The following is a 23,779-nucleotide window of genomic DNA, read 5'->3' on the forward strand; positions in this document are numbered from 1 at the left end:
CGAGCACCCGCGTCACGATCGAACCGATGGTGCGCCACGCACATCGCAGGAGCGTGGTCACCGCCGTGATCGACATCTGCGTGGCGGCCCAGGCCGCCATGTCTTCGAACGCCGTGGTGTGCCTGGCCCCGTGCCGAGCCCACGGCACCCACGCGACCACGACCCCATGCTCACGGCAGCTCACCCGAGGGATCCGTGCGTGGACAAACACGCGTCGACGATCCCAATCCAAGCCACGCCATCGCCGTTGCCGACCACGGTCATAGCGCGGACACCGCCGCCGGCAATGTGGACACCGCTGCCGCGACCCGAACCTCGTGCGTGCCCGAACGAGCACAACGCCCTCGACCAATTCGGCCCCATCGACGACCACCTCGGAGGGGGCGAACCCGCACACCTGACCGATTACCCTCGTACTGAGCACGCTGCCGCGATCCCTTCATTCTCGTTCCTAGACAGTCGAGAACTTAGGCCGCAGCAGCGTGCTCACTCACGTTTACGACCCACACCAACAGCAGGAGAGCCGAAATTGGGTGGGTGAGGCACGGCGGGACCTGCCAGCATGACCGGGTGAGAGTCCCGCGGGGTTCGTTCATCTGCGCCGTCGTGCTGGGCGTGGTCCTCGTCGCTGTCGGCGGGCGCTACGGCTACCACCGCGACGAGCTCTACTTCATCGAGGCCGGGCACCACCTCGCGTGGGGACAACCCGACCAGCCCGTCCTCGTCCCGACCCTCGCCGCGGTCTGGGACACGATCACCGGTGGTCACCTCTGGGCGTTCCGCATCCTTCCAGCGCTCGCAGCCGCCCTCACGACGATCGTCGCGGCGCTCACCTGTCGCGAGCTGGGCGGTAGCAGACGCCATCAGGTCGCAGCCTCCGTCCTCACCGCCGTCACCTCGATCGTCCCCGGCACCGGCCACCTGTTCTCGACGACGACCTTCGACCTCCTCGGCACGGCCACCACGATCTGGCTGCTCGTCCGCGCCCTGCGCGACCGGCGCCTCACCTCGTGGCTCCTCGTCGGACTCGCCGCCGGCATCACGGCCGAGGTCAAGGTCCTCATCTTCACGGTGCTCGCGAGCTGTGCCGTCGGCATCGCGCTCACCAGCCAACGCCGCGTCCTCCGAGCCCCGGGCCCGTGGCTCGCCGCCGTCATGGCGACACTCCTGGCCGCGCCCTTCCTCCTCTGGCAGGCCTCTCACGGTTGGCCGATGAGTGACGTCGCCGCCAGCGTCGCGAGCGGCGGCTCGACGTCGTCGGCCGATCGCGGGACGGTCATCCCGTTGTCCTTTCTCATGATCGGACCGTTCCTCTCGATCCCGTTCGTCATCGGTCTGGTCCACCTCTGGAGGCGGCCGAGCCTTCGCTGGCTGACGATCGCGTATGCCGTGTTCCTCGTTTTCGTTGTCGTCTCCGGTGGCAAGGCCTACTACCCCGCAGGCTTCTTCCCGGCCGTCCTTGCCGCAGGCGCCATCCCCACGCTCGACTGGCTCGATGGGAGACACCGCACCCGCCTCGCCGCAGGAGTCCTCGCCGTCATGTCCATCCCCACCGCGCTCTTCTCGCTGCCCCTGGCCCCCCAGGGCTCAACGGTCTTCGAGGTCGCCACGGCGGTGAACCCGGACGGGGCAGAGACGGTCGGCTGGCCGGCATACGTCGAGACGATCCGCAAGGTGAGCCGAGCGCTCCCGGACCGTGACAACGCCATCGTCCTGGCCCGCAACTACGGCGAGGCGGGCGCGATCAGCTTGGCCCGACGCGACAGTGCCGTCGATCGCGAACTCGTGCCGCCGGCATACTCCGGGCACAACGGTTTTGCGGAGTGGGGGCCGCCGCCGCCCGAGGCGACCACGGCGATCGTCATCGGGTTCTGGCCGGACGCCGAACTCGCCGCGACCTTCACGACGTGCACCGTGCAGACCCACCTCGAGACGCCGAGAGACATCGACAACGACGAGGACGGGGCGCCGGTCCAGGTGTGCCGCGGGCTCGTGCGGCCCTGGAGCCAGTCGTGGCCGGCGCTGCGCCGTCTCGCCTGACGGCGGACTCCTCACATCCACGGCAAACGACCAGATTCGGCGGGTAGCGTCAGCAGCCGAGCCCAACCCCCACAGGAGCCTTCAATGGAGTCGAGCACCCTTGCCGTCACTGCGAACGATGGCACGTCGCTGCACACCTACCGCTGGTTGCCGGACGGTCCGCCGCGCGCCATCGTGCAGCTCGCGCACGGCATGGCCGAGCACGCGTCACGCTACGAGCGGTTCGCGGAGGCGCTGACGGGTGCCGGCTACGCGGTCTACGCGAACGACCACCGCGGCCACGGTCAGACCGCCTCGGCTGCGGACCACGGCTACTTCGCCGATCACGACGGGTTCAACACCGTGGTGACCGACATGAGCACGCTGAGTGAGTTCGCCCAGGCCGAGCACCCCGGCGTGCCGCTCGTGCTCTTCGGCCACAGCATGGGTTCGTTCCTCAGCCGCGCGTATGCCGCTCAGCACGGCGCGCGTCTCGCGGCTCTCGTTCTCAGCGGCACCGGTGGCGATCCCGGTCCGCTCGCTGCCGTCGGCAAGCGCGTCGCCGGTCTCCAGGCCCGGCTCCGCGGCCGTCACCACCCGTCCGGGCTCATGGACAAGCTCACGTTCGGGGCATTCAACTCGAAGTTCAAGCCGAACCGCACGGCCTTCGACTGGCTGTCGCGCGACGACGCCGAGGTCGACAAGTACATCGCGGACCCGTTGTGCGGCAACGTGTTCAGCGCCGCCTTCTACGCCGATCTGCTTGGTGGACTCCAGCAGATCAACAGTTCCAGTGCCTTTGCCGCCGTTCCACGCGACCTGCCGATCCTCGTCATGTCGGGCGAGCTCGACCCCGTCGGCGACAACGGCAAGGGTCCGCGCGAGGTCGCTGACAAGTACCGCAAGGCCGGGGTCACCGACGTCACCACGACGATCTACCCCGAGGGCCGCCACGAGGTGCTCAACGACTCCAACCGTGACGAAGTCACGGCCGACGTGCTCGCCTGGCTCGACAAGCACCTCCCCACGCGCGACTGACCTCGTCAGTTCCTGGCCTTGCGCCAGCCGGCGTCGAGGGCGTCCTGCTCACTGCAGAACCAGCGCTCGCCCTTGCTCTCAGTGATGACGGTCTGGTCGTAGCTTCCGCCACCTGGCACGTGGTAGATCTTCACGCCCTCGCTGTTGATGTTCCCCTTGATGACACACCCACCAGAAGGCTTCTGTGGGACTGCGGATGTCGCCCTGGGCGCCGGCGGGGCCAAGGGAGCGGCACAGGTCGCGCTCCAGATCCCGAGCCGCTTCGCCTTCGCGCGCTTCTCCGCGGCTTGGTACGCATCCCGGTGCTCGTAGGCACCGTCATAGGTGAGTTCCCGTGCGAAGCCGCCCTCGATGAGAACCTGTGCCACGAGCTGCCCGTCCGTCGTCGAGACGTGGCGGAGCAGGCGGCCGTAGCGATCGCGGTCGGCCTGACTCGGATCGCGCGCGAGATGGACAGACCTGCCCTGCACCAGGCTCTGCATCTTGCTGGACGCCTTCTGGGACCAGCACTGCGCCCCTTTCAACTCCGGAGCATCGAGACCGATGAGCCGGACGCGCTCGGTCTTTCCATTGACGAGGACCTTGATCGTGTCGCCGTCAGTGATGCCGACGACCGCCAGGTCTGCACCGGCAGCGGTCTTCGAAGCACCCTGAGGTTTGGGACTCGCGGTGGGTGGGGTGGTCGGTGGCGTGGTGGAGCTGGCCACCTGCGGGCTCGGCATCGCGGCCGCCGACGGTGCAGCTGATGGTCCATCGGAGGCTGGCGCCGTCGTCGCGGTGGCCGATGGGCTGCCCTCATCAGCGATCGCCAAGAGTTCTCCGGCCGCCCCCAGACCAAGTACCAGCAGCAGCAAGCCACACACGCCCGCAACCACGACGCGGAGCAGCGTGCGTCCGAGTGATCCGCGAGCTCCTTCCGAGTTCGCGGGCGATCCTGCGGCCATGGTGTGCACGCTAGACGGCAGCGCGCAGGAGCACGTGGGAACAGCGGAATTGCGCTCGGGCCGGGGACGCGGGCCAGCACGAAATGGTGCGAGATCCCGATGCCACTGACCTGGGCCCACTGCGCGAGGCCCTCCATGCCAGCAAAGAGCGCGGCCGTGTATCTGGCCCGGCAGCAATTCCTCCTGTTCCGTGACGAGCCCATCTCGGGCCTCACCGAACACGGAGGAAGCGCATGACCACTGGAGCAGATGTCATCAGGGCCCTGGCCCACCGTCCCCACGACCACGACTCCTTCCTGGAGTTGCTGGCCCGACACCACAGCAGCCTCTGGGAGGTCATCGGCGGAGGGCCTCAGGGACCGGGCGGCGTGGGTCGAGTGGCTCTCAACCCCCAGCCGATCCCGCCCGGTGAGGCTGGTCGCGTGGTGCTCCTGGCCATGGCCCGCGGCATCATCATCGTCGGGGGACGGAGCAAGACCGCACAGAGTGCCTTCATGGAGGACATCGAGGACTGGTGCGGCACCAAGTGGCCGCGGCGTTGGCCGTGGCCCGGGCCGGGTCCGTTCCCGGAACCCGACCCCCGACCCGACGCCCGAACCGACGTGCACGTCCAGGCGATGCTCGGTGCTGCCTTGGCTGCGGCTGAGGTGGCGGCGAGCTATCCCGCCGGTGAGTTGCAGGACGTCTTCAACAAGGCCTCCGAACAGTTGACCGAAGCGGCCTTCGCCTGACCCGAGACACACCCGGGGAGCGAGGCGACCGTCCCGGGGACGTCGAGAAAGGGCAATGTGCGCGTTTGCGACGAAGGAGCAACTGAGCGCACATTGCCTTTTCTCGACGTCTCGACTTCCGACTTCTCGACTTGCGACATCCGACCGGAGTCAGCCGACGATGCGCGACTCACGGTCGTAGTTCTTGCCGAGGAACTGGGGCACGAGCGCCCAGCGGAAGGCGAAGCCCATGACGAGCAGAGTCGCGACGTAGGGGAGCATCGCCACGAACTGGTGCGGGATCCCGACACCACTGACCTGGGCCCGCTGGGCAAGGACCTCCATGCCGGCGAAGAACGCGGCCCCCGCGAGGATGAACTGCGGGCGCCAGCCACCGAAGAAGGCGAGCGCAATCGCGAGCCAACCGCGTCCGGCAACGATCCCATCGGCATACACGCCCGAGAAGACCATCGGCAGGTAGGCGCCGCCCACGGCCATGAGCGCGGCGCCGATGGTCCCGGCCCACATGCGCGTGCGGTTGACGTTGATGCCGAGCGAGTCGGCCGCCTTGGGGTTCTCACCGACGGAGCGCAGGCGCATCCCTGCGTCCGTCTTGTAGAGCCACCACCAGAGGAAGGCGGAGAGCCCGATCGCGAGGTAGACCAGCACGTCCTGGCCGAAGAGGAAGTCGGGGAGCGGCGCGATGCGCGGCGGCTCGTCGTTGCCGATGACCACGCGATAGAGCAGCGACGCGGTCCCGCCAGCGAGGAAGAACAGTGCGAGGCCGACGACGAACTGGTCGAGACGGAGCGACGTCGTCGCCCACGACAGGACGAAGCCGACGGCCGCTCCGGCGAGGGCCGCGACGACGAGGCCGACGAGGTTGCCGCCTGCCTTGAGGGACACGACGTAACCCACGGCAGCACCGAGGAGCATGAGCCCCTCCTGCGCGACGTTGAAGATGCCGGCCCGGCCGCTGAGCATCGTGCCCTGCGCGACGAAGAGGAAGGGCACCATCGCGGTGATGGTGAGGCTGAGGAACTCGGTCATGCGGCCGCTCCCGTCGTTGTGGTGGGGCCCGCTGCAACGCTGGCCCGGCGGGCCGACCGCCCGGCTCGAGCTCGTCGCAACCGTTCGGTGGCGACGTCGGACATGAGCAGGAAGAGCAGGATGAGGCCCTCGAGGATGAGGACGATCTCGACGGGTGCTCCGGAGACGCGCTGCATCGAGCCGGCGCCGACCTCGAGGACGGCGATGCCGAACGCGACGAACGGGACGGCGGCGAGGGAGCCGCGGGCGATGAGTCCGATGATGATGCCGAGGAGCAGGAAGTTGGACTGGATGCCCTCGAGGGTGCGCTGGTGCACGCCCGAGACCTCGATCGCTCCGGCCAGGCCGGCGAGCCCACCGGCGACGACCATCGACATGACGGCCACCCGACCGGTGCGTATGCCGTGCAGCTTCGACGCGCGCTCATTGAGACCGACGGCCCGCAGCTCGAAGCCGGCGACGCTGCGCTTGGCCATGACCGCGGCGACCACGGAGACGAGGACGACGAGCAGGACACCGGTGTGCATGGGCGGACGACCGATGCCCGGGAGCACGGCACCGTCGCCGATGGGCAGGGTCACCGCACCACCGGCACCGGGGTCGGACCACACGACCGACGCGATGTAGTCGAGCACCTCGAACGACACGAAGTTGAGCAGCACCGTCGAGAGGATCTCGTTGATGTGGAAGGACTCCATGAGCCAGGCCGAGATGGCGGCCCACACGACACCGGCGAGCGTTCCGACGACGAGGACGAGCGGCAGCAGGATGACCATCGGCAGGTCCGACATCGTGATGCCCACGGCGGCCGCACCCACGGAGCCGAGGATCATCTGGCCCTCGCCACCGATGTTGAACCGGCCGGCGCCGAGCGGGATCGCGAACGCGAGGGACAGCAGGGTCAGCGGCGCCCACTTGTGCAGCGTCTGGACCAGGCCCGTCTCGTTGCGGAACGAGTTGGTGAGCACCGCCCGGAAGGCCTTCGCCGGGTCGTGCCCCAACAAGGTGATGAGAACCCCGACCACGACGAAGGCGGCGAGGACAGCGATGACGTAGGGCACGGCGGCATACGCCATGGTCTTGGCCCGCTGCGACAGCGGCGGCGCGACGGCAACGTCGGCAACCACGTCGGGAGCGTCCGTGATGTCGGTGCTCATGCGCCGACTCCTGTCATGAGGCGACCGAGGTCGTAGGGGTTGGCCTCGCCGCGCGCGAAGTCGCCGACGAGCTGGCCCGAGTAGGCGACCGTGATGCGGTCCGAGAGAGCGAGGACTTCGTCGAGGTCCTCGGAGATGACGATGACGACGCAGCCTTCCGAGGCCGCGCGTCGCACCCGGTCGTAGACGAACTGCGTTGAGCGCAGGTCGAGTCCGCGGGTGGGGTTGTGCAGCAGGAGGAGCTTGGGGTTGTGGGCGAAGGCCCGCGCGAGGATGACCCGCTGGATGTTGCCGCCCGAGAGCTGACCGCAGGGCGTCGCGGCACTCGGCGTCTTGACGCTGAACTCCTTGATGGCCTCGACGGCTTCGGCGCGCGCGGTGCGCCAGTTGATGAGGCCGGCCTTCGCTCTGGTCCGGTGGGAGCCGAGGACGAGGTTCTCGGTGATTCCGGCACCGGGGAGTATGCCGTCGCGCTGCCGGTCCTCGGGGACGTAGACCACGCCGCTGCGCAGCCAGGTCGCGGTGGGTCGGCCGACGAGCTCAAGGTCCTCGACGGTGAGCGAGCCTGTGGCAGAACGGATTCCGGTGAGGGCCTCGGCGAGCTCGCCCTGTCCGTTGCCGGCGACACCGGCGATGCCGAGGATCTCTCCCGGGCGCAAGGACAGGCTCACGTCGTCAACGAGGGGCTTGGCTCCGGGACCGGCGACGGTGAGGCCGCGGACGGTGACACGGGCAGGGGAACTGGTCACGTCCGCGGCCGCACCCTCAGGTAAACCCTCCAAGGAGGCCTCACCGAGCTCATCCTCACCCAGGGCGACTTGGGCCGCCTGAGCCAGTGCGGCTGCCTCGGCGTCTCCGCCGGCAACCTCACCGATCATGGTGGACGCGAGGTCGTCGGCGCTGGTGTCCGCCTTGTTGACCGTCGCGATCCACCGGCCGTCACGCATCACCGTCATCCGGTCGCAGACCTCCATGGTCTCGCGGATCTTGTGGGTGATGAGGACGACCGACATGCCGTCGTCGACGATGGCCCGCATCGACGAGAACAGGTCATCGACCTCCTGCGGGGTGAGGTTCGTCGTCGGCTCGTCGAGCACGAGGATCTTCGCGCCGCGATAGAGAGCCTTGAGGATCTCTACGCGCTGACGCACCCCGACGGGCAGGTCAGCGACGCGGGCACTCGGGTCGACCGTGAGGCCGAAGCGCTCGGACAGCTCGGTGATCCGCTGCGCCGGCGTCTGGGTCGACCCGTCCGCTGCCGTGAGCTGTGACGAGTCCGTGCCGAGGACGATGTTCTCGGTGACGGTGAAGACGTCCACCTGGAGGAAGTTCTGGTGGACCATCCCGATGCCCGCCGTGATCGCATCCTTGGGCGAGGAGATCGAGACGGGAGCGCCGTCGATCTCCACGGTCCCGGCATCGGGCGCGTAGAGGCCGTAGAGGACGTTCATCAACGTCGTCTTGCCCGCGCCGTTGCCACCGAGCAGGCCGTGGATCTCACGGTCGGCGACGGTGAAGTCGACCCCGTCAAGCGCCACGACCGGCCCGAAGGTCTTGCGAATGCCGGACATCCGGAGCAAGGGTCAGCCGATCTTCGCTGTGTTGAGCTCGACCTTGACGGCGCCGGACTTCACGTCGGCCATGGCCTTGTCGACCGCGGCCTTCGCGTCGGCGGGAACGCTGTCGGCGAGCTTGATCGTGACACCGGTGTCGAAGCCGAGCAGGTAGTTGCCCTTCTCCTCGCCGGCCTTGATCTTGGCGAGGACCTCGGCGAGCGGCTTGGTGAAGTCGTACTCGACCGTCCCGCCGTAGTGGGGTCCGGCGGCGGCGGACTTGTCGGTGTACTTCGCCGTCACCCAGCCGTCACCCGCGGCGCGACCCTCGAAGGCCTGGAAGGTGCCCGTTGCGCCCTGGTTGAGGGAGCCGACGATGACGTCCGCACCCTGACCGAGGAGCTGGGTGGTGAACTGCTGGGCCTTGGCGGCGTCGTTGAAGTCACCGGTCCAGACAGGCTTGAGGGTGGTCGTGGCGCCGCCGTCCTTGATCGCCTGCTCCATGGCGTGAACCTCGGCCATCGAGAAGGGCAGCGAGAGGCCACCGACGTAGCCCACGGTGCCGGTCTTGCTCAGCTTGGAGGCGAGGATGCCGATGCCGTAGAAGCCGAGGTGGAACTGACGGTCGATCGTCCAGACGTTGGCCGGCTGGTCCTTGGGGATGCCGTCGTACTCCGCGATGAAGTTCACGTCGGGGTTGTTCTTGGCGACCTTGGCGGTGGCGTCGTAGAACTGCGAGCCGTGCGTCCACACGACCGTGGCTCCGTCGCCGACAGCCTCGGTGAGGCGGGCCTCGACGTCGGGGACGGCAACCTTCTCGGTGAAGGAGACCTCGGCACCGGCGCTCTTCGCGGCGTTGAGCGCCGTGAGACCGACGGCGTTGTAGTCGGCGTCGTTGGTCGGACCGGAGAAGATGGCAGCGACGACGGCCTTGTCACCGCCGCCCCCCTCCGCAGAGTCGGTGGTGTCATCGCCGCTGCCGCCGCACCCGGCGAGCACGAGGGCAGAGATCGAGGCGAAGGCGAGGGTGGTCGCAGCTCGGCGACTGAGTCGTCCCTGGGTGGTCAGGGTGGTCAGGGGGGAACGCGAACGGGTCATGGCTGGTCCTCTGCTGGCCGGAACGACTCTGGGGCCGAGTCGCTCGCACGGTGTGCCGAGCAGTCTGTTGCGTCCGTCGCGGTGGGCTCATTGGCAGCACCTGCCCAACGCGCCAGAGCCCTGTTGGCAGTCTCAACCGAAGGGAGCCCGTTGTGTTGCGTCCTGATGTCGACCCGATTGCAAACCTTGCCAAACCACGCCAAACCCACCAACCGTGCGGTATGCCGCCCGCTCGCCTTGTCGTCCCGGCTCAGGACGTGTGGGTGCGTTCTTCGTCGAGCATGGTGGCGAGGGCGTCGTCGATTTCTGCCTCTCGTTGGGCTTCGAGGCGTTCGCGGTCCTGCTCTTCGGCGGTCCACTCCTCGATCCAGGCTTCGATGACGTGGTCGGGTGGTTCGTTGGCCCAGGGATCGGGGGGTCCGGTGTCGAGGCGGGCGCGTTCCGCCGCGCCCTGATCAGCCGTCGCCTGCTTCTTTGCGCGCTCCCGCCGGATCTTGTTCAGGCGGGCGGGGAGGTCGCGGTCGTAGGAGCCGGGAGTGAGGTCCCAGGTGACGCACCGGCCGTGTTCGTCGGGTGGGTGCACGGTCGCGATGAAGCGCTTGTCGTGGACGTGGGTGTGGTGGCGTTGACAGAGCAGGGCCGCGTTGGCCAGGTCCGAATCCCCACCATCGACCCAATGAACCAGGTGGTGCGCCTTGGCCCACCCGGCCGGAACATCACAGCCGGGATAGGTGCAGTGCTTGTCGCGGTGCCACAGGGCGCGGCGCTGTGCCTTGGTGAACAACCGCACGGCCCGCCCCACGTCCAAGATTTCCCCGTTCGAGCCGAACACGACCGGCAGGATGTCGGCGTCGCACGCGAGCTGGCGCACGACCGCCGGGGACAGCATCGTGGCCTGAGCGCGCGACACCATCACCCGTCCACGCCCGGAACCCTCAGTTTCACGGTCGAGGTCGGGCGCAGTGTCAGTGTCTTCGTGGTCGGGGAAGTGGGCCAGGAGGTCGTCGAAGTCAATGTTGACGTGCAACGTCGTCGACGCCCCACCGGGTGAACTCTCCGCGGCAGCGTCTTCACCGGCGACTCGACCGCAGACCTCGGCCAACGCTTCCGCCCGACGCTGCTCAGCAGGTCGCAGGTCCCGCTCTCCCGTGACGTCATTCGGGGCTGGCTTGGACAACGGTCCGATCGCGGCCTCCAACGTGGCGGCCTGCTCCGGGGTCAATCCCAACCGGTACTCGGTGATGTCGGCGTCATTGATGCGCGGCGAGGTCAGGTACGCGGCCTTGCGCACCTTCTCCTGCATGTCATCGAACTCACCCTCCGCCCCGAACATCGCGATCAGGTGCGGGCGCAGCCGGCGCGCCTCAGCCTGACCCCACTGCACCCCGTGATCCAGGATCGCGTCCGCCACGGTGGGCACGGCCTCGGGGCGCAACTGGTCCTCGAGCTTGGCCATCTCCTTGAGCGCCGTCAACGCCAAGGCGGGACCGACCTCCCCGGTCAGGACCCGCGCCCACACCACACCCTCGGGCCGCTCCGGGTCCGCATACGCGCCCGCGCTGGGACCCGCCGTGGACCAGAGCCCGCCCGGCACCGAACACGCCACAGCCTGCGCCAACTGCGCAACCTGACCCGCCCCGTCCTGTCGCAACGACGGTGCGTGCTCACGCACCCAGGAGTGGACCGACCCCACCCCGCGACGAGCGGACGTGAACTCACCCCGATGCGACGCCTCCGCGGTGACGCGCACCTGCGCGGCCCCCGCACGTGCCTTGACGTCATCGGCCAGACGCATGAACTCCGCCAACTCCGGCCCACTCAACCGGGTCAACACATCCCCCAACGGACCCGCCCCCGAGCCGTCGGAAGCCAACGCGTCACGGGCACCCTCCAACGCTGCGCGCAGTCGCGCGACGTCGGTTGCGGGTGTCTCGTCCATGCCCCCAATTGTCCTAGAACTCACGTTCGACTGTCAAGCATTTTCGGCTACGCTCTGGGCTGAATTCCGAACTCTCACAACCGAATTCACGCCGCAGGCATCGCGAGCAAGCCAGTCGTCAACCGGCCAGAATCCACGCTAACAACGCCCACCGACAGGCGCCTCAGGCGCCATCCAACGGCCCGAGCCGACGAGCGAAGAGGGCCTCCAGCTCGGCGAAATGCCGCTCGGTCGCGCCCTCGTCATACATCGCCGTGTCCGACATCGTGTAGCCGTGCGCCGCACCCGAATAGATCTCGTTGCTGGCGACCAACCCTGCCGACGTCAACGCCGCACCCAGGGCCGCAACGGCCTCAGGAGGCATCGACCGGTCCTGGTCCGCGTGCCCGAACACGAACTCCGCGCGAGCACTCCCCAGCCCGAGGTGAGGGCTGTCGTCCGTGTCGGTCACCAATCCACCACCGTGGAAGCCACCCACCGCCGCAACACCCGGGTCGAGGTTCGCCGTGCGCATCGCGAGGCGCGCCCCCATGCAGTAGCCCGTCGTGCCGGCGGCCCCACCAGCCACGCCGTCGAGCCCTCGAAGGGCTTTGAGGTATGCCGGGATGTCCCGTTCCGCCTGCTCCGCACCGAGGCGCTGGACTCGCGGTGACGCCAGCGCGAAGAACTCCTCACGGGCACCCGGCTCGGTGAGATCCCGCTGCGGCGCGAGGTCTGCGGCCCGACCCTCACGGAAGAAGAGGTTGGGTGCCAGGACGACATAACCCCAGTCCGCGATCTGCTGGGACATCTCTGCGATGCGCGGCCGGAGCCCGATCGCATCCATGAAGAAGAGGACACCCGGGAGGTCGCCGTGACCCCTTCGCTCTGGGGCAGCCAGACGCTCGGCACTCGGGCGGGCGACGTAGGCCTCGGCCACCCCGCCATCGGGCATGACGATCTCGATGGTCTCCACCCCAGCAGTCTGCACCCGCCCGAGAGGAGTCATCAGTCGGTGAGCGACAGGGCCATGGCCTCGTCGAGCCGTTCTTCCTCGACCGACTCCTCACGATCGAGGTGAGCGAGAGACGAGCGGCCGGCATACAGGACAACGATGGCGAGCGCGACGGCACCTGCGCCGACCCAGAAAGGAAGGTGCGGGCTGACTTCTTCGCCGAGCTTTCCGGCGAGCCACGGAGCAACGGCACCACCGGAGAAGCGCACGAACGAATACGCCGCGGACGCCACCCCACGCTCCACCGGGGCGGCCTTCATGACCGACTCGGTGATGAGGGTGTTGTTGATGCCGAGCGCGAACCCAGCCAGGACGACTCCGACGATGAGGACCGGCTTCGAGGACGTGAAGATGCCCATGGACGCGAGAATCACCGCGAACGCCGCCATCGCGCCATAGATCGAGCGCAGCGACCCGAATCGGTGCTGCAGGCGCGGCGCGACGAAGACCGACGAGAACGCGAGCATCGCGCCCCACCCGAAAAAGATCAGGCCGATCTGGATGGCACCCAGCCCCAGCGGGAACGGCGTGAACGCGAGCAGCGTGAAGAACCCGAAGTTGTAGAGCATCGCCGTGAGCGCGACGTGCAGCAGCCCGCGGTGACGCAGCGCGCGGATCGGGTCCGCGAGGCTCGTCGGCTTTCCCTCCGGAGGAGTCGCCGGGAGCATGAACGTCGTCAGCACCAGCGCAAGAACCATGAGTCCGGCGACACCGAAGAACGGCCCACGCCAGGACAGCTCGCCGAGGAGCCCGCCGATGAGCGGGCCCGTGGCGATGCCGACACCGAGCGCCGCCTCGAACAGGATGATCGCCTGCGCCGTCGAACCACGCGCTGACCGGACGATGGTGGCCAGGGCCGTTGCGACGAAGAGCGCATTGCCGAGCCCCCACACGGCGCGGAAGATGACGATGCCGGTGACACCGTCCTGGGTGCCGGCGAGTGCCGAGCCGACGATGATGATCGCGAGTCCGGCGAGCAGGGTGCGCTTGGCGCCGATCCGGCTCGAGACCGCGCCGGTGAGCAGCATCGCCACCCCCATGACGGCCATGTAGCTCGTGAAGAGCAGCGACACCTGCGACGGCGACGCGCCGAGATCATCGGCAATGGGCTTGAGGATCGGGTCCACCAGGCCAATGCCCATGAACGCGATGACGGAGGCGAAGGCCACTGCCCACACGGGCCGCGGCTGACGCCACATCGAGGTTTCACTCATGTCTGAACTTCCTATATTGATTGGCTATACATCTGGGTATGCCGCTGGGCTGGCTTGCGATCGAGGGTTGCCTCGGGTGCCCGGCTCGGTCAGGTGATGAGCGAGTCGACGATGCCGATGGCCCGGGTGAGGGTGGCGGCGTCGCGCTGGCTCAGGCCCTCGAGGAGCGGCGTGATGGCTGCCGTGCGCGAGGCGCGTGCCGTGGCCAGCTCACTCTCACCCTTGGCCGACAGGGCGATGAGGCTGGCCCGCGCGTCGTCCGGATCGGGAGTGCGGGTGAGCCAGCCGTGCTGCTCAGCCCGCTGGATCTGTGACGTCATCGTCGGCTGGCTGCAGTGGTCGGCCTCGGCCAGGTCGCCGATGCGGGCCGGGCCGATGTCTCCGACGAGGGCAAGGAGTCGCATCTGCGCCGGCGGCACCTCCAGGTGCGCGTTCCGCGTGGCCCACCGGTGCAGCCGCGCCACGGTCCGCAACAGCTGATCGCCGTCCACGGTCACTCCTTCGTTGATCACTCTACCCATACTACATAGGTTCCCAATGTTGTTCACCTTCTCCTCATGTTCCGATACGCGCTCAGTTGCTCCTTCGTCGCAAACGCACGCATCGCAACATGTGGAGAGGCGTGGTTGCGGCATACCTGAGCGTTCGTGGGCGTTCTGGAAGCGTGGATGTGTGGGACTCGATCGTGATCGGGGCGGGCCAGGGTGGACTGGCCGCGTCCTACTTCCTCAACCAGCGGGGCGTCGACCACCTCGTGCTCGACAGCAACCCGCGACCCGGCGGCGCGTGGCAGCACCGGTGGGACTCGCTCACGATGCACGAGGTGCATGGCGTTGCCGACCTCCCCGGCGACCCCGCACCCGGTCGCTCGAGCGAGCGCGCCAATGTTGCCGTGCCGAACTACTTCGCCGACTACGAGCAGCGGCACGAGCTGCGCGTCGTGCGACCGGTCGAGGTCACCGAGGTCACGAGCGCGGGCGCTCTGCTGGTCGTCCACGCCGGCGAGCGCGCGTGGCGAACCCGGACCCTCGTCAACGCCACCGGGACATGGACGAGCCCGAACTGGCCGCGTTACCCCGGGGCCGAGGTCTTCCGGGGAGAGCAGTTCCACACCGCCACCTACCCCGGGCCGGAGTATCTGCGCGGCAAGCGGATCATCGTCGTCGGCGCGGGGGCGTCGGCCGTGCAGTTCATCGGCGAGCTCGCGCCGATCGCCGACGTGGCCTGGGTGACCCGGCGACCTCCGGTGTGGCGCACGGAGGAATTCGGGCCGCAGACGGGCCTGCAGATCGTCACCGAGGTCGAGAAGCGCGTCGTCGCCGGCCTGCCGCCGAGCAGCGTCGTCGGGGCGACGGGGCTCATGCTGCGCGCACACGAACAGGAGGCGGCCGAGCTCGGCGCCTACGACGATCCCCTGCCCATCTTCGAGCGCCTGGTCCCAGAGGGTGCGCAGTGGGCCGACGGCACGGTCGAGGCCGCCGACACCATCCTGTGGGCGACCGGATTCCGTTCTGCCGTGGACCATCTGGAACCTCTGGGTCTGCGCGGACCTCTCGGCGGCATCCCCCTGGAGCGCGTCCCGGGCAACGTCCAGGCCGCGACGACGGCCGTCCACGACCGACGGGTCCACCTCATTGGCTACGGCCCGTCCGCGAGCACGATCGGCGCCAGTCGCGCAGCCCGTCGCGCGGCGCTCGAAGTCGCCCAGCAGGTCACCGACCGCGCATCCTGACCACGCGACTTCGTGCCCCGCACGGACACGGACCGCGAGGCGACTTCGTGCCCCAGACGGACGCGGCCCCACGGCCGAAGGCCTCCCTGAACGTGTCCGTGTGGGGCACGAAGTCAAGCAACCACGGGACGGGAGGGGAGTCAGCCGAGGGAGACGCGCCCTGGCGTCACGACTCTCGCGCCGAAGCCGAAGGGCAGGCGGCCGTCAGCAGCCTTCACGTGCTCAAGCAGTCGCGAATTGCGTTCTCCCGTCACGGGATCAAGGTCGATGACGGCGCAGCGCTCCAACGGCTCGCCGACCTCGACGACCGCATCGCCCAGCTGAAGCCTCACCCCCGGTTCCGGGTCCTCGTCCGAGTCGAGAGTGACGGTGGCCCGGAAGCGGACATCGAGAGCCGGCGGAACGGCATACCCAGTGTTTCTGAGAGCCTCGCAGAGGCGACGCAAGGCACCCGTGGTGACGATGGAGATCGGGTCGGCGTAGACGACGTCGCCGCGTTCGGCGCGCGCCAAGACCACGTCACGTCCGAGGTGCGAGGAAAAGACGGCGTTGAGTGCGGTGTCCTGCAACCGAATCCGTGCGCCACGCCCCCAATAGTCAGCGACGGGTATGCCGGCCCACGCAGAGCGTGGGACCCGCGCAGCGTCTCGCGTCGCCGCTTCCGTCGTCTGCCCGTCCGGGGTGGTCACGGACAGGCGGTCGCCGAGGTCGCGCGCGACGAGCTGGACGAGCGAAGGGTTCTCGACGGTGCGCAGGACACGTGCCGCGGCCCTGTCGACGAGGCACCAGGTGCGGTCGCCGACAGGGCCGTGGTCGTCGAGCTCGATCTCGTCGCGGTCGGTGTGGCGGGTGCCCTTGATGAGGGCGAGACCGAGCCGTTCGACGCGCAGACGAGAGGTCACTCGGAGAGCTTGGCCTCGAGCGTGATCGGGACGGCCGACAGGGCCTGGCTCACGGGGCAGTTCGCCTTGGCGTCCTCGGCTGCGGCCTGGAAGTCCTCGGCCGACATGCCGGGCACGGCGCCGACGACGTTGAGCGCGATACCGGTGATGCCGGTGCCGGGAACGAACGTCACGGCGGCGGTGGTGTCGAGGGTGGTCGGCGGGGTGCCGGCCTTGGCGAGCCCGTTGGAGAAGGCCATGTTGAAGCAGGACGAGTGCGCCGCGGCGATGAGCTCCTCGGGGCTGGTCTTGCCGTTGGCCTCCTCGGCGCGCGAGGGCCAGTTGACGTCGAACGTGCCGATGCCGGACGACTCGAGCGTGACCTGACCGTTGCCGGTGAAGAGGTCGCCCTCCCAGTGGTTCGTGGCGGTGCGGGTGGTTCCTGCCATGAGGGACTCCTTGTTCGAGGTGGACTTCCTGCCCTCATCCTCGTCGTGCCCCTCGGTGGCACACAAGGGCGGGGGTCGACTGAGGGTGCGGCAAGGGTGCGGTCAGGCGCGGCCGCGGACCGTCCAGGCGACCGCGGTCACGTCGAACGCGCCCTCGGCCGGGAAGCCGGACCGACACTCCTCGCGCAGTGCCGAACGAGCCTGCGGGTCAAGCGTCTTCACGTAGTCGCCCGCGGGCCCGACGCCGAGGGTGAAGGGTTCCCACCACTCCTCGAAGCTGGGGTGGGTGACGGTCACCGCGATCTCTCCCGCCTCGACCTCGGTGAGACCGGCTTCGTTGGCGAGCTCCTCGAGGTGGCCTTCGCGGGCTCCGGCGAGATGGGACTCGTCGGTGATGCTCGGGTTCAGCCGACGGGCGGCGCTCCACAGGGGGTTGAGCGGCGACCGGTCGCCGGCGAGATCCCAGGTGCAGGCCGACACCTGGCCACCGGGCTTCGTCACCCGCGCCATCTCCGCGATACCCGTGACCGGGTCCTGCATGAAGTGCACGACGAGCTGGGCGAGCGTCTGGTCGAACTCGTCATCCCCGAACGGCAGCTGCTCGGCGGGGGCGCGATGGACCACGAGGTCGGGGAAGCGGGCGCGAATCGCCTCGACGAACGGTTCCGACGGGTCGGCGGCGGCGACCTGGCCGACCCCCAGCCGGTCGATGAGGACGCTCGTCAGGGCACCCGGGCCGCAGCCGACGTCGAGCGCGCGCTCGCCACGCCGCACCCCGACCCAGTCGGCGAACACCGTGCCGAGCGGCTCGGAGTAGCGGCCCATGAACCGGCCGTACGCCTCAGCAGCAACCTCGAACGTCACCCGATGGACGCTACGCGCCTTGGGTTGCCACGTCGAGAGGCTTATGTATACATTTAAGTGACTTGCACACAAATCCTGAGGAGTATGCCGTGACCGCTCGTCCCTGTTTCCACCTCGCCATCCCTGTCGATGACATCGCCGCTGCGCGGTCGTTCTACGGCGGGGTCCTCGGGCTGTCCGAGGGTCGCTCCGCGGAGCAGTGGATCGACTGGAACTTCTACGGCCACCAGGTCGTGACCCACGAGGTCGCCGTCCACCCCGGCCCTGCTGGCCACAACCACGTCGACTCGCACGAGGTGCCGGTGCCGCACTTCGGTGCCGTGCTCTCGATCGAGGACTTCCACGAGCTGTCGGCCACGATGCGGGCCGCTGGGGCGACGTTCGTCATCGAGCCCTACCTGCGCTTCGAGGGCCAGCCCGGTGAGCAGTGGACGATGTTCTTCCTCGACCCGTCGGGCAACGCGATGGAGTTCAAGGCTTTTGCGGACGAGTCGCAGATCTTCGCGAAGTAGGGTCCCTCTCCGTGACTTCGACCAAGGCCGACCGGGTGCGTGAGGCGGTGCTCGCCGACATCATGTCCGGCGCCCTCACGCCCGGGTCGCCCCTCGACGAGGTCGTCCTGGCGCAGCAGCACTCGGTGTCACGCACCCCCGTGCGCGAAGCCCTGCGCCGCTTGCAGAGCGACGGCCTGCTGGAGACCGGCGCACGACGCCAGCTGCTCGTGGTCGACGTGTCGGTCGAGCACCGGCGCGAGATCACCACGCTGCGCGTGGCCCTCGAGGGTGCCGCGACCGAGGCGGCCTGCGAGCTGCGCGACGAGGACGACCTCGACCGCCTCGAGCTGCTCCTGCTCAAGCAGCGCCGGGCCGCCGACGCAGGGGAGGCCGAGACCTTCCTGCGCCTCGACGAGGAGTTCCATCTCGCGATGGCCGGGGCGGCCCGGATGCCGACGCTGTCGCGGATGCTCGGCCAGCTGGGGGCGTTCGTCCGACTCGGCCGCCTCGGGGAGCCGACCACCAAGACGCACATGCTGGGACTGGTTCGGGAGCACGAAGAGCTCGTGTCGCTGCTGCATTCTCGCAAGTCCTCCAGGCTCCGCACCACCCTCGCCACCCACATCGAGCAGACCCAGCCCCGCACCTGACCGACTTCGTGCCCCGCACGGACGGCGAGCGCCAGCGAGCTGTCCGTGCGGGCACGAAGTCGAGGCTCAGACGGGGAGCGTGGGGCCAGGTGGCAGCGGAATGCGAGGGGGCGGCATACGCGTCGGGACCTTCGGCCCTGTGGCGGGGAGGGGCCGGGGCCCCACGCTGGCGGGAGAGAGGAGTCAGAAATGACCACCACGCACCAACCGCAGGGAGCCATCGTCGTCGGGGTGCACAACCGGCCCTCCGACGACAACGCCATCAGCCAAGGGATCAGGCAGGCGCGGCTGTCGCACCGCCCGCTTCACCTCATCCACGCGCTCAGCCCGGGGATCGTGCCCTGGACGGCGGAGTACATCGAGACCAAGAACCTGGCCCTGAAGGAGTGCCGCGACCGCGCCGCCGAGAAGGCGTCGGACCTGGACATCTCCTGCACCCTTCACGTCGACGAGCCGGCTGGGGTACTCGTCGAGGCGAGCCGATCGGCCGCGCTCGTGATCCTGGGTTCGTCGGGCCACAGTCGATCGGTGGACGTCGCTCGGACGGCGATCACCCGCAAGGTCATCTCCCACGCCGCCTCTCCCGTCCTGGTGACGCCACAGTTCGTCGAGTGGGACGAGTCCGGGCGCATCGTCGTCGGCGTGGATGCCACCGAGCACTCGATGCCAGCCCTGGAGTGGGCGTTCGCCGAGGCGGCTGCTCGGAATGCGCGGCTTCTCGCGATCCAGACCTGGTGGTGGGAGGCTCCGGCCAGCTCACTCGGGGGCAACTCGTGGGACGGCGACGAGGTTGAGGTCGCCGAGTCCCAACGCATCCAGCTCACCGAGATGCTGGCCGGCTGGCGCGAGAAGTACCCGGAGGTCAGGGTCGAGACCTGGGTGACCCGAGGGCGTGCCGCCCGCGTGCTCGAGGAGCTGTCCGCAACAGCGCGCCTCGTGGTCGTGGGGACTCGCGGGCGGGGTGGGTTCGCCGGCCTCCTCCTGGGCTCGGTCAGCGACCACGTCGCCCACCACGGCCAGTGCCCCGTGGTCGTCGTTCCTTCCAACGCCCACTCACAGTCGCAGGGATGAGGTGGTTCCGATGATGGACTGGGAAGACATGGGACCTGGCAACGGCGCGATGGTCTTCGCCTGGATCCTTGGCCTGCTGCTGCTGGTCGGGCTCATTGCCCTGGCCGTGACCGTGCTGATCCCCGGTGATCGGACACGTGCCACGCACCCCCCTCACCCCGACGCCCAGTCGGCCGCTGAGTCCGAGCTGGAGTTGCGCTACGCCCGTGGCGAGATCGACGCGGCGGCCTTCGTGGAGGCCCGTTCGGTCCTGCGTCAGCGATGAGAGGTCGCAGACCGGTCGTCGTCGGGGTGGACTCCGGCCACGAAAGCTGGCTCGCCCTCGGGTGGGCAGCCGACGAGGCCACCCGACGTGGTCGACCGCTGCACCTGATCCATGCCCGCACCTCGTCTGATCGTGCGCGTCCCGAGGGGGTGGACGCTCAGGGAGAGCGGCTCGCGCCGACAGGCCTCAATGCAGCGGTGGCTCAGGCACGCACGCTGGCCCCGGGCATCGAGGTGACGGCCGAGGCGACGGACCAGACGCCCGTTCGCGCACTGACCGAGGCATCGTCCTTCGCCACCTGCGTCGTCGTGGGGGCGCGTGGGCGTGGTGCCCTGGTCGGGACGCTCCTCGGGTCCACCTCGGCGCAGCTCACGGTGCACGCAGCCTGTCCCGTCGTCGTGGTCCGCTGTCCGGCGGAGATCGGCGAGGGCCGCCCCACGGTGGTCGTGGGCGTCGACGGCTCAGCCCTCTCGTCGGCGGCCATTGGCTACGCCTTCGCCAGGGCTGCCGACCGTGGCATCCCGCTCACCGTGGTTCACGCCTGCCCCTCTCGTGCCCACGGTTCCCACGGTGCCTACGTCCCTCCGTGGCAGACCGATGACCCCGCGGCCGCGGTCGAACGCGAGCAGGCAGCCACGGCAGAGGAGGTCGCTGGCTGGGCCGAGACGTTCCCCGACGTCCGGGTCCGTCGGCACGTCCTCCGAGGCGATCCCGCATCGATCCTGGTCGACCACTCACGTGGAGCCGAGCTGCTCGTCGTCGGAAGCCGCGGCTTCGGCGGGATGAGCGGCCGGTTGGTCGGCTCTGTGAGCCAAGCAGTCCTGGGGCGCGCCCACTGCCCCGTCGTCGTCGTCCAGACAGAGTCCTCCACACAAAGGAGTCACTGACATGAACCGCCCGGACCCCGTCGCCACCGAAGTCGCTACAGGGAGCGGAGGTGGTGCGGTGAGCGAACGGCTGTCGGGGCTCTCGGTCGGGGAGCTGCTCGCCGAACTCACCGAGGTGGAGGACTCTCTGCACAGGTTGCCCGGGGTCGGCGCGGACGCAGACCCCGGGATTCACGAGAGCGTGCGACGCCCCTTGCGCGAGCGAGAGCACGCCATCCTGGGCGAGTTCACGGCACGCCGGCACCGGCGCGGACTCATCGCAGCCCCCTTGGTTCAGGAAGGTGCCCGCCGAAGGACATCGCCCCCATGGGTGTGAGGCCAGGACGGGTCGCCCTCCTCGTGGGACTCGTCTTCCTCCTGGCGGGGTGTGCAGCGACGGCGAACGACGCCGTCGGCACTGGCACCCAGAGCGGGTTCTGGCTCGGCCTGTGGCACGGATCCATCTCGCCCGTCACCTTCGTCATCTCACTGTTCAACGACCACGTCGCGATCTACGAAGTGCACAACTCGGGCCACTGGTACGACTTCGGCTTCGTTCTGGGCGCCTCCATCGCGTTCTCGAGCGCCGCCCGCTCCGGCCGCAGAAGCCGGGACCAACGGCCCTGACCTCGCGGCCTCCACGGGCGGACAGTGGAAGCACCACGAGTTGAGAGGAAGTTCGCACATGAACACCTACGGATTGGGCGGCAAGACCGCCGTCATCACCGGCGGAGCGTCAGGGATCGGTCGGGCCTGCGCCCACGTCCTCGCCCGCTCCGGGGCCGACATCTCCATCTGGGACCGCGACCAGGGCGCGATCGACGTGGTGCTCAAGGAGCTGCAGGACTGTGACTTCCGCGTGCACGGTGCCGTCGTCGACGTCACCGACTCTGCGGCCGTCGACCGCGCGATGGACGAGGTCGTCGACGTCCTCGGGCACGTGAGCATCGCCGTCTGCAACGCTGGCATCGGCGGCGAAGCCCTGACCAGCGGGGACTACACCGACGACGCCTGGCACCAGGTCATCCGGGTCAATCTCGACGGCGTGTTCTTCACGCAGCGCGCGGCCATTCGGGCGATGAAGGCCTCCGGTCGAGGCGGCTCCATCATCAACATGGCCTCGATCCTGGGCGCGGTCGGATTCCCGACGGCCACGGCATACACGGCTGCGAAGCACGGTGTCGTCGGGCTCACCCAAGTGGCGGCCTGGGAACACGCAGCAGACGGCATACGCGTCAACGCGGTCGGTCCGGGGTTCATCCGCACACCCCTCATCGAGACGCACCTGACCGAGGACGTCATCGCTGGTCTCGCTGCGCAGCACGCCCTCCAGCGCATTGGCGAGCCCGACGAGGTCGCCGAACTCGTGGCCTGGCTGGCCAGTGACGGCGCATCGTTCGCGACCGGCACCTACTACCCGATCGATGGTGGCTACCTCGCCCGCTAGCGAGTCGCCCCACAGCAACGCAACCAGGACCAGAAACGGGAGTCACCGTGAAACAGACGCTGCTCATCCTCGGCGGAGGCACCGCCGGAACGATGATCGCCAACACCGTGCGCAAGCGCCTGCCGGAGGTGGACTGGGACATCACCGTGATCGACCGCGACGACGTTCACCTCTACCAACCCGGGCTGCTGTTCATGCCCTTCGGCCGCTACACCCGCGACCAGGTCACCCGGTCGCGGCGCAGCTGCCTCATTGAGGGGGTGACCTTCGTCCTCGCCGAGGTCGAGCGCATCGAGCCGAGCAGCAACGAGGTGAGGCTCGTCGGCGGTGACGTCCTCGACTACGACTACCTCGTCGTCGCCACCGGCACCTCGAGCCGTCCCGACCAGACCCCGGGAATGCTCGGGCCCCAGTGGCGCAAGAGCGTCTTCGACTTCTTCACCGTCGATGGTGCCGAGGCTCTGGCGGCGGCGCTGACCCGCTTCGACCACGGACGGCTCGTCGTCCACCTCACCGACATGCCGATCAAGTGCCCTGTCGCACCCCTCGAGTTCACCTTCCTGGTGGACGCCTGGCTGCGGGACAAGGGCTGCCGCGAGGCCGTCGACCTCATCTACGTGACCCCGCTGGCGGGTGCCTTCACCAAGCCGATCGCCTCGGCGCAGCTCGGGCACATGCTCGAGGACCGCAGGATCACGGTCGAGCCCGACTTCCTCGTCGAGCGCATCGACAACGAGGCCAAGGCCCTGGTGTCCTACGACGAACGCGTCATCCCGTTCGACCTCCTCGTCACGATCCCGCTCAACATGGGGTCCGACATGCTGATGCGGTCCGGCCTGGGCAACGAGCTCGGCTACGTGCCGGTCGACAAGCACACGTTGCAGTCCACGCAGTGGCCCAACGTCTTCGCCGTCGGTGATGCCGCAGACCTGCCGACCTCCAAGGCCGGGTCCGTCGCCCACTTCAGCGTCGAGATCTTCGTCGACAACTTCCTGTCCCTCATTGAGGGCAAGGAGCTCACCGCCTCCTTCGACGGGCACGCGAACTGCTTCATCGAGTCCGGCGACGGCAAGGGCCTGCTCATCGACTTCAACTACGACACCGAGCCGCTGCCGGGCAGCTACCCCCTGCCGACCATCGGACCTCTCAAGCTCCTCAAGGAGACGCGGTCCAACCACCTCGGCAAGCTCGCGTTCCGCTGGGTCTACTGGAACGTCCTCCTCCCCGGACGGCCCCTGCCGCTACCCAGCCACATGTCCATGGTCGGCAAGAAGCCGCCAGCCCTGGTCCCGTAGTTCCCCACCCGACCTGTCTCCCACGACAGGTCTTTGCAAGGAGTCCGCC

The 23,779-nt window shown here is 68.7% G+C and carries 26 protein-coding genes; 13 read left to right on the forward strand and 13 right to left on the reverse strand.

The window, feature by feature from the left end:
- Positions 1 to 424: helix-turn-helix domain-containing protein (locus JNB_RS22295; RefSeq protein WP_371177769.1), on the reverse strand; the 424-nt coding region annotated here is incomplete at its 3' end.
- A gap of 146 nt (positions 425 to 570) precedes the next feature.
- Here JNB_RS22295 and JNB_RS12215 point away from each other — a divergent pair.
- Together JNB_RS12215 and JNB_RS12220 are read left to right on the forward strand one after the other, a co-directional pair.
- Positions 571 to 2,040 carry a glycosyltransferase family 39 protein gene (locus JNB_RS12215; RefSeq protein ID WP_009776789.1) on the forward strand — a complete coding sequence of 490 codons (1,470 nt, stop codon included), beginning with the start codon at positions 571 to 573 and terminating at the stop codon, positions 2,038 to 2,040.
- 84 nt (positions 2,041 to 2,124) lie between these two features.
- The gene (locus JNB_RS12220) at positions 2,125 to 3,057 is read left to right on the forward strand and encodes an alpha/beta hydrolase (protein ID WP_009776790.1); all 933 of its coding nucleotides are present in this window, start codon (positions 2,125 to 2,127) and stop codon (positions 3,055 to 3,057) included.
- A gap of 5 nt (positions 3,058 to 3,062) precedes the next feature.
- Here JNB_RS12220 and JNB_RS12225 read toward each other — a convergent pair whose 3' ends face one another.
- Entirely contained in the window at positions 3,063 to 4,001 is a 939-nt protein-coding gene (locus JNB_RS12225) for a thermonuclease family protein (RefSeq protein WP_009776791.1), read from the reverse strand.
- A 233-nt stretch (positions 4,002 to 4,234) separates the two neighbouring features.
- Between JNB_RS12225 and JNB_RS20525 the strand changes: the two genes are divergently transcribed.
- Positions 4,235 to 4,732 (forward strand): hypothetical protein, encoded by a 498-nt coding sequence (locus tag JNB_RS20525; RefSeq protein WP_009776792.1) that lies wholly within the window; start codon positions 4,235 to 4,237, stop codon positions 4,730 to 4,732.
- A gap of 150 nt (positions 4,733 to 4,882) precedes the next feature.
- On the opposite strand, the gene JNB_RS12235 is transcribed toward JNB_RS20525, so the two are convergent.
- The 8 genes from JNB_RS12235 to JNB_RS12270 all read right to left on the reverse strand — a co-directional run bounded on the left by JNB_RS12235 (position 4,883) and on the right by JNB_RS12270 (position 14,228).
- Positions 4,883 to 5,761 (reverse strand): ABC transporter permease, encoded by an 879-nt coding sequence (locus JNB_RS12235; protein WP_009776793.1) that lies wholly within the window; start codon positions 5,759 to 5,761, stop codon positions 4,883 to 4,885.
- Complete coding sequence (locus tag JNB_RS12240) at positions 5,758 to 6,918, reverse strand: ABC transporter permease (protein WP_009776794.1); 1,161 nt, start codon at positions 6,916 to 6,918, stop codon at positions 5,758 to 5,760. The genes JNB_RS12235 and JNB_RS12240 overlap by 4 nt, the downstream gene beginning before the upstream one ends.
- Positions 6,915 to 8,489, reverse strand: a complete 1,575-nt coding sequence (locus JNB_RS12245; protein ID WP_009776795.1) for an ABC transporter ATP-binding protein — start codon at positions 8,487 to 8,489, stop codon at positions 6,915 to 6,917. The genes JNB_RS12240 and JNB_RS12245 overlap by 4 nt, the downstream gene beginning before the upstream one ends.
- Before the next feature lie 12 nt (positions 8,490 to 8,501).
- Positions 8,502 to 9,569, reverse strand: coding sequence for a BMP family ABC transporter substrate-binding protein (locus JNB_RS12250; protein ID WP_009776796.1), 1,068 nt, complete (start codon positions 9,567 to 9,569; stop codon positions 8,502 to 8,504).
- Positions 9,570 to 9,819: 250 nt separating this feature from the next.
- Positions 9,820 to 11,508, reverse strand: coding sequence for an HNH endonuclease signature motif containing protein (locus JNB_RS20530; protein ID WP_009776797.1), 1,689 nt, complete (start codon positions 11,506 to 11,508; stop codon positions 9,820 to 9,822).
- Between the two features lie 163 nt (positions 11,509 to 11,671).
- Complete coding sequence (locus JNB_RS12260; RefSeq protein WP_009776798.1) at positions 11,672 to 12,463, reverse strand: dienelactone hydrolase family protein; 792 nt, start codon at positions 12,461 to 12,463, stop codon at positions 11,672 to 11,674.
- 32 nt (positions 12,464 to 12,495) lie between these two features.
- Complete coding sequence (locus JNB_RS12265; RefSeq protein WP_237700653.1) at positions 12,496 to 13,716, reverse strand: MFS transporter; 1,221 nt, start codon at positions 13,714 to 13,716, stop codon at positions 12,496 to 12,498.
- Positions 13,717 to 13,805: 89 nt separating this feature from the next.
- Positions 13,806 to 14,228 carry a MarR family winged helix-turn-helix transcriptional regulator gene (locus tag JNB_RS12270; protein WP_009776800.1) on the reverse strand — a complete coding sequence of 141 codons (423 nt, stop codon included), beginning with the start codon at positions 14,226 to 14,228 and terminating at the stop codon, positions 13,806 to 13,808.
- A 98-nt stretch (positions 14,229 to 14,326) separates the two neighbouring features.
- Between JNB_RS12270 and JNB_RS12275 the strand changes: the two genes are divergently transcribed.
- Positions 14,327 to 15,448: an NAD(P)-binding domain-containing protein gene (locus tag JNB_RS12275; protein WP_237700654.1), complete on the forward strand. Its 1,122-nt coding sequence runs from the start codon at positions 14,327 to 14,329 to the stop codon at positions 15,446 to 15,448.
- 140 nt (positions 15,449 to 15,588) lie between these two features.
- Here the strand turns inward: JNB_RS12275 and JNB_RS12280 are convergent, their stop codons facing one another.
- From JNB_RS12280 to JNB_RS12290, 3 genes are all read right to left on the reverse strand, one after another.
- Positions 15,589 to 16,350, reverse strand: coding sequence for an MOSC domain-containing protein (locus JNB_RS12280; RefSeq protein WP_009776802.1), 762 nt, complete (start codon positions 16,348 to 16,350; stop codon positions 15,589 to 15,591).
- Positions 16,347 to 16,778 carry an OsmC family protein gene (locus JNB_RS12285; protein ID WP_040883764.1) on the reverse strand — a complete coding sequence of 144 codons (432 nt, stop codon included), beginning with the start codon at positions 16,776 to 16,778 and terminating at the stop codon, positions 16,347 to 16,349. Before JNB_RS12285 ends, JNB_RS12280 begins: the two co-directional genes overlap by 4 nt.
- Positions 16,779 to 16,880: 102 nt before the next feature.
- Complete coding sequence (locus JNB_RS12290; protein WP_009776804.1) at positions 16,881 to 17,642, reverse strand: class I SAM-dependent methyltransferase; 762 nt, start codon at positions 17,640 to 17,642, stop codon at positions 16,881 to 16,883.
- An 89-nt stretch (positions 17,643 to 17,731) separates the two neighbouring features.
- Between JNB_RS12290 and JNB_RS12295 the strand changes: the two genes are divergently transcribed.
- The 9 genes from JNB_RS12295 (at position 17,732) to JNB_RS12335 (ending at position 23,730) form a co-directional block, all read left to right on the forward strand.
- Positions 17,732 to 18,154, forward strand: a complete 423-nt coding sequence (locus JNB_RS12295) for a VOC family protein (protein ID WP_009776805.1) — start codon at positions 17,732 to 17,734, stop codon at positions 18,152 to 18,154.
- Between the two features lie 11 nt (positions 18,155 to 18,165).
- The gene (locus JNB_RS12300) at positions 18,166 to 18,786 is read left to right on the forward strand and encodes a GntR family transcriptional regulator (protein WP_009776806.1); all 621 of its coding nucleotides are present in this window, start codon (positions 18,166 to 18,168) and stop codon (positions 18,784 to 18,786) included.
- Between the two features lie 189 nt (positions 18,787 to 18,975).
- Positions 18,976 to 19,857 (forward strand): universal stress protein, encoded by an 882-nt coding sequence (locus tag JNB_RS12305; protein WP_009776807.1) that lies wholly within the window; start codon positions 18,976 to 18,978, stop codon positions 19,855 to 19,857.
- Positions 19,858 to 19,867: 10 nt separating this feature from the next.
- The gene (locus JNB_RS12310; protein ID WP_009776808.1) at positions 19,868 to 20,122 is read left to right on the forward strand and encodes a hypothetical protein; all 255 of its coding nucleotides are present in this window, start codon (positions 19,868 to 19,870) and stop codon (positions 20,120 to 20,122) included.
- Entirely contained in the window at positions 20,119 to 21,009 is an 891-nt protein-coding gene (locus tag JNB_RS12315; protein WP_040883766.1) for a universal stress protein, read from the forward strand. Before JNB_RS12310 ends, JNB_RS12315 begins: the two co-directional genes overlap by 4 nt.
- A 1-nt stretch (position 21,010) precedes the next feature.
- The gene (locus JNB_RS12320) at positions 21,011 to 21,325 is read left to right on the forward strand and encodes a hypothetical protein (protein ID WP_040883768.1); all 315 of its coding nucleotides are present in this window, start codon (positions 21,011 to 21,013) and stop codon (positions 21,323 to 21,325) included.
- On the forward strand, positions 21,316 to 21,615 hold the full coding sequence (locus tag JNB_RS12325; RefSeq protein ID WP_009776811.1) for a hypothetical protein: 300 nt from the start codon (positions 21,316 to 21,318) through the stop codon (positions 21,613 to 21,615). Before JNB_RS12320 ends, JNB_RS12325 begins: the two co-directional genes overlap by 10 nt.
- Before the next feature lie 58 nt (positions 21,616 to 21,673).
- Positions 21,674 to 22,435 (forward strand): SDR family NAD(P)-dependent oxidoreductase, encoded by a 762-nt coding sequence (locus JNB_RS12330; protein ID WP_009776812.1) that lies wholly within the window; start codon positions 21,674 to 21,676, stop codon positions 22,433 to 22,435.
- A gap of 47 nt (positions 22,436 to 22,482) precedes the next feature.
- Positions 22,483 to 23,730, forward strand: coding sequence for an NAD(P)/FAD-dependent oxidoreductase (locus tag JNB_RS12335; RefSeq protein ID WP_009776813.1), 1,248 nt, complete (start codon positions 22,483 to 22,485; stop codon positions 23,728 to 23,730).
- Positions 23,731 to 23,779 lie beyond the last annotated feature (49 nt).

The organism is Janibacter sp. HTCC2649, from assembly GCF_000152705.1.
Lineage (GTDB): Bacteria > Actinomycetota > Actinomycetes > Actinomycetales > Dermatophilaceae > Knoellia.

Excerpts from the sequence above, each read along its gene's own strand:
- JNB_RS12220 (WP_009776790.1), top strand. The coding sequence starts at position 2,125 with ATGGAGTCGAGCACCCTTGCCGTCACTGCGAACGATGGCACGTCGCTG.
- JNB_RS12225 (WP_009776791.1), bottom strand. The coding sequence starts at position 4,001 with ATGGCCGCAGGATCGCCCGCGAACTCGGAAGGAGCTCGCGGATCACTC.
- JNB_RS20525 (WP_009776792.1), top strand. The coding sequence starts at position 4,235 with ATGACCACTGGAGCAGATGTCATCAGGGCCCTGGCCCACCGTCCCCAC.
- JNB_RS12235 (WP_009776793.1), bottom strand. The coding sequence starts at position 5,761 with ATGACCGAGTTCCTCAGCCTCACCATCACCGCGATGGTGCCCTTCCTC.
- JNB_RS12240 (WP_009776794.1), bottom strand. The coding sequence starts at position 6,918 with ATGAGCACCGACATCACGGACGCTCCCGACGTGGTTGCCGACGTTGCC.
- JNB_RS12245 (WP_009776795.1), bottom strand. The coding sequence starts at position 8,489 with ATGTCCGGCATTCGCAAGACCTTCGGGCCGGTCGTGGCGCTTGACGGG.
- JNB_RS12250 (WP_009776796.1), bottom strand. The coding sequence starts at position 9,569 with ATGACCCGTTCGCGTTCCCCCCTGACCACCCTGACCACCCAGGGACGA.
- JNB_RS20530 (WP_009776797.1), bottom strand. The coding sequence starts at position 11,508 with ATGGACGAGACACCCGCAACCGACGTCGCGCGACTGCGCGCAGCGTTG.
- JNB_RS12265 (WP_237700653.1), bottom strand. The coding sequence starts at position 13,716 with ATGAGTGAAACCTCGATGTGGCGTCAGCCGCGGCCCGTGTGGGCAGTG.
- JNB_RS12275 (WP_237700654.1), top strand. The coding sequence starts at position 14,327 with ATGTGGAGAGGCGTGGTTGCGGCATACCTGAGCGTTCGTGGGCGTTCT.
- JNB_RS12285 (WP_040883764.1), bottom strand. The coding sequence starts at position 16,778 with ATGGCAGGAACCACCCGCACCGCCACGAACCACTGGGAGGGCGACCTC.
- JNB_RS12305 (WP_009776807.1), top strand. The coding sequence starts at position 18,976 with ATGACCACCACGCACCAACCGCAGGGAGCCATCGTCGTCGGGGTGCAC.
- JNB_RS12310 (WP_009776808.1), top strand. The coding sequence starts at position 19,868 with ATGATGGACTGGGAAGACATGGGACCTGGCAACGGCGCGATGGTCTTC.
- JNB_RS12315 (WP_040883766.1), top strand. The coding sequence starts at position 20,119 with ATGAGAGGTCGCAGACCGGTCGTCGTCGGGGTGGACTCCGGCCACGAA.
- JNB_RS12320 (WP_040883768.1), top strand. The coding sequence starts at position 21,011 with ATGAACCGCCCGGACCCCGTCGCCACCGAAGTCGCTACAGGGAGCGGA.
- JNB_RS12325 (WP_009776811.1), top strand. The coding sequence starts at position 21,316 with ATGGGTGTGAGGCCAGGACGGGTCGCCCTCCTCGTGGGACTCGTCTTC.
- JNB_RS12330 (WP_009776812.1), top strand. The coding sequence starts at position 21,674 with ATGAACACCTACGGATTGGGCGGCAAGACCGCCGTCATCACCGGCGGA.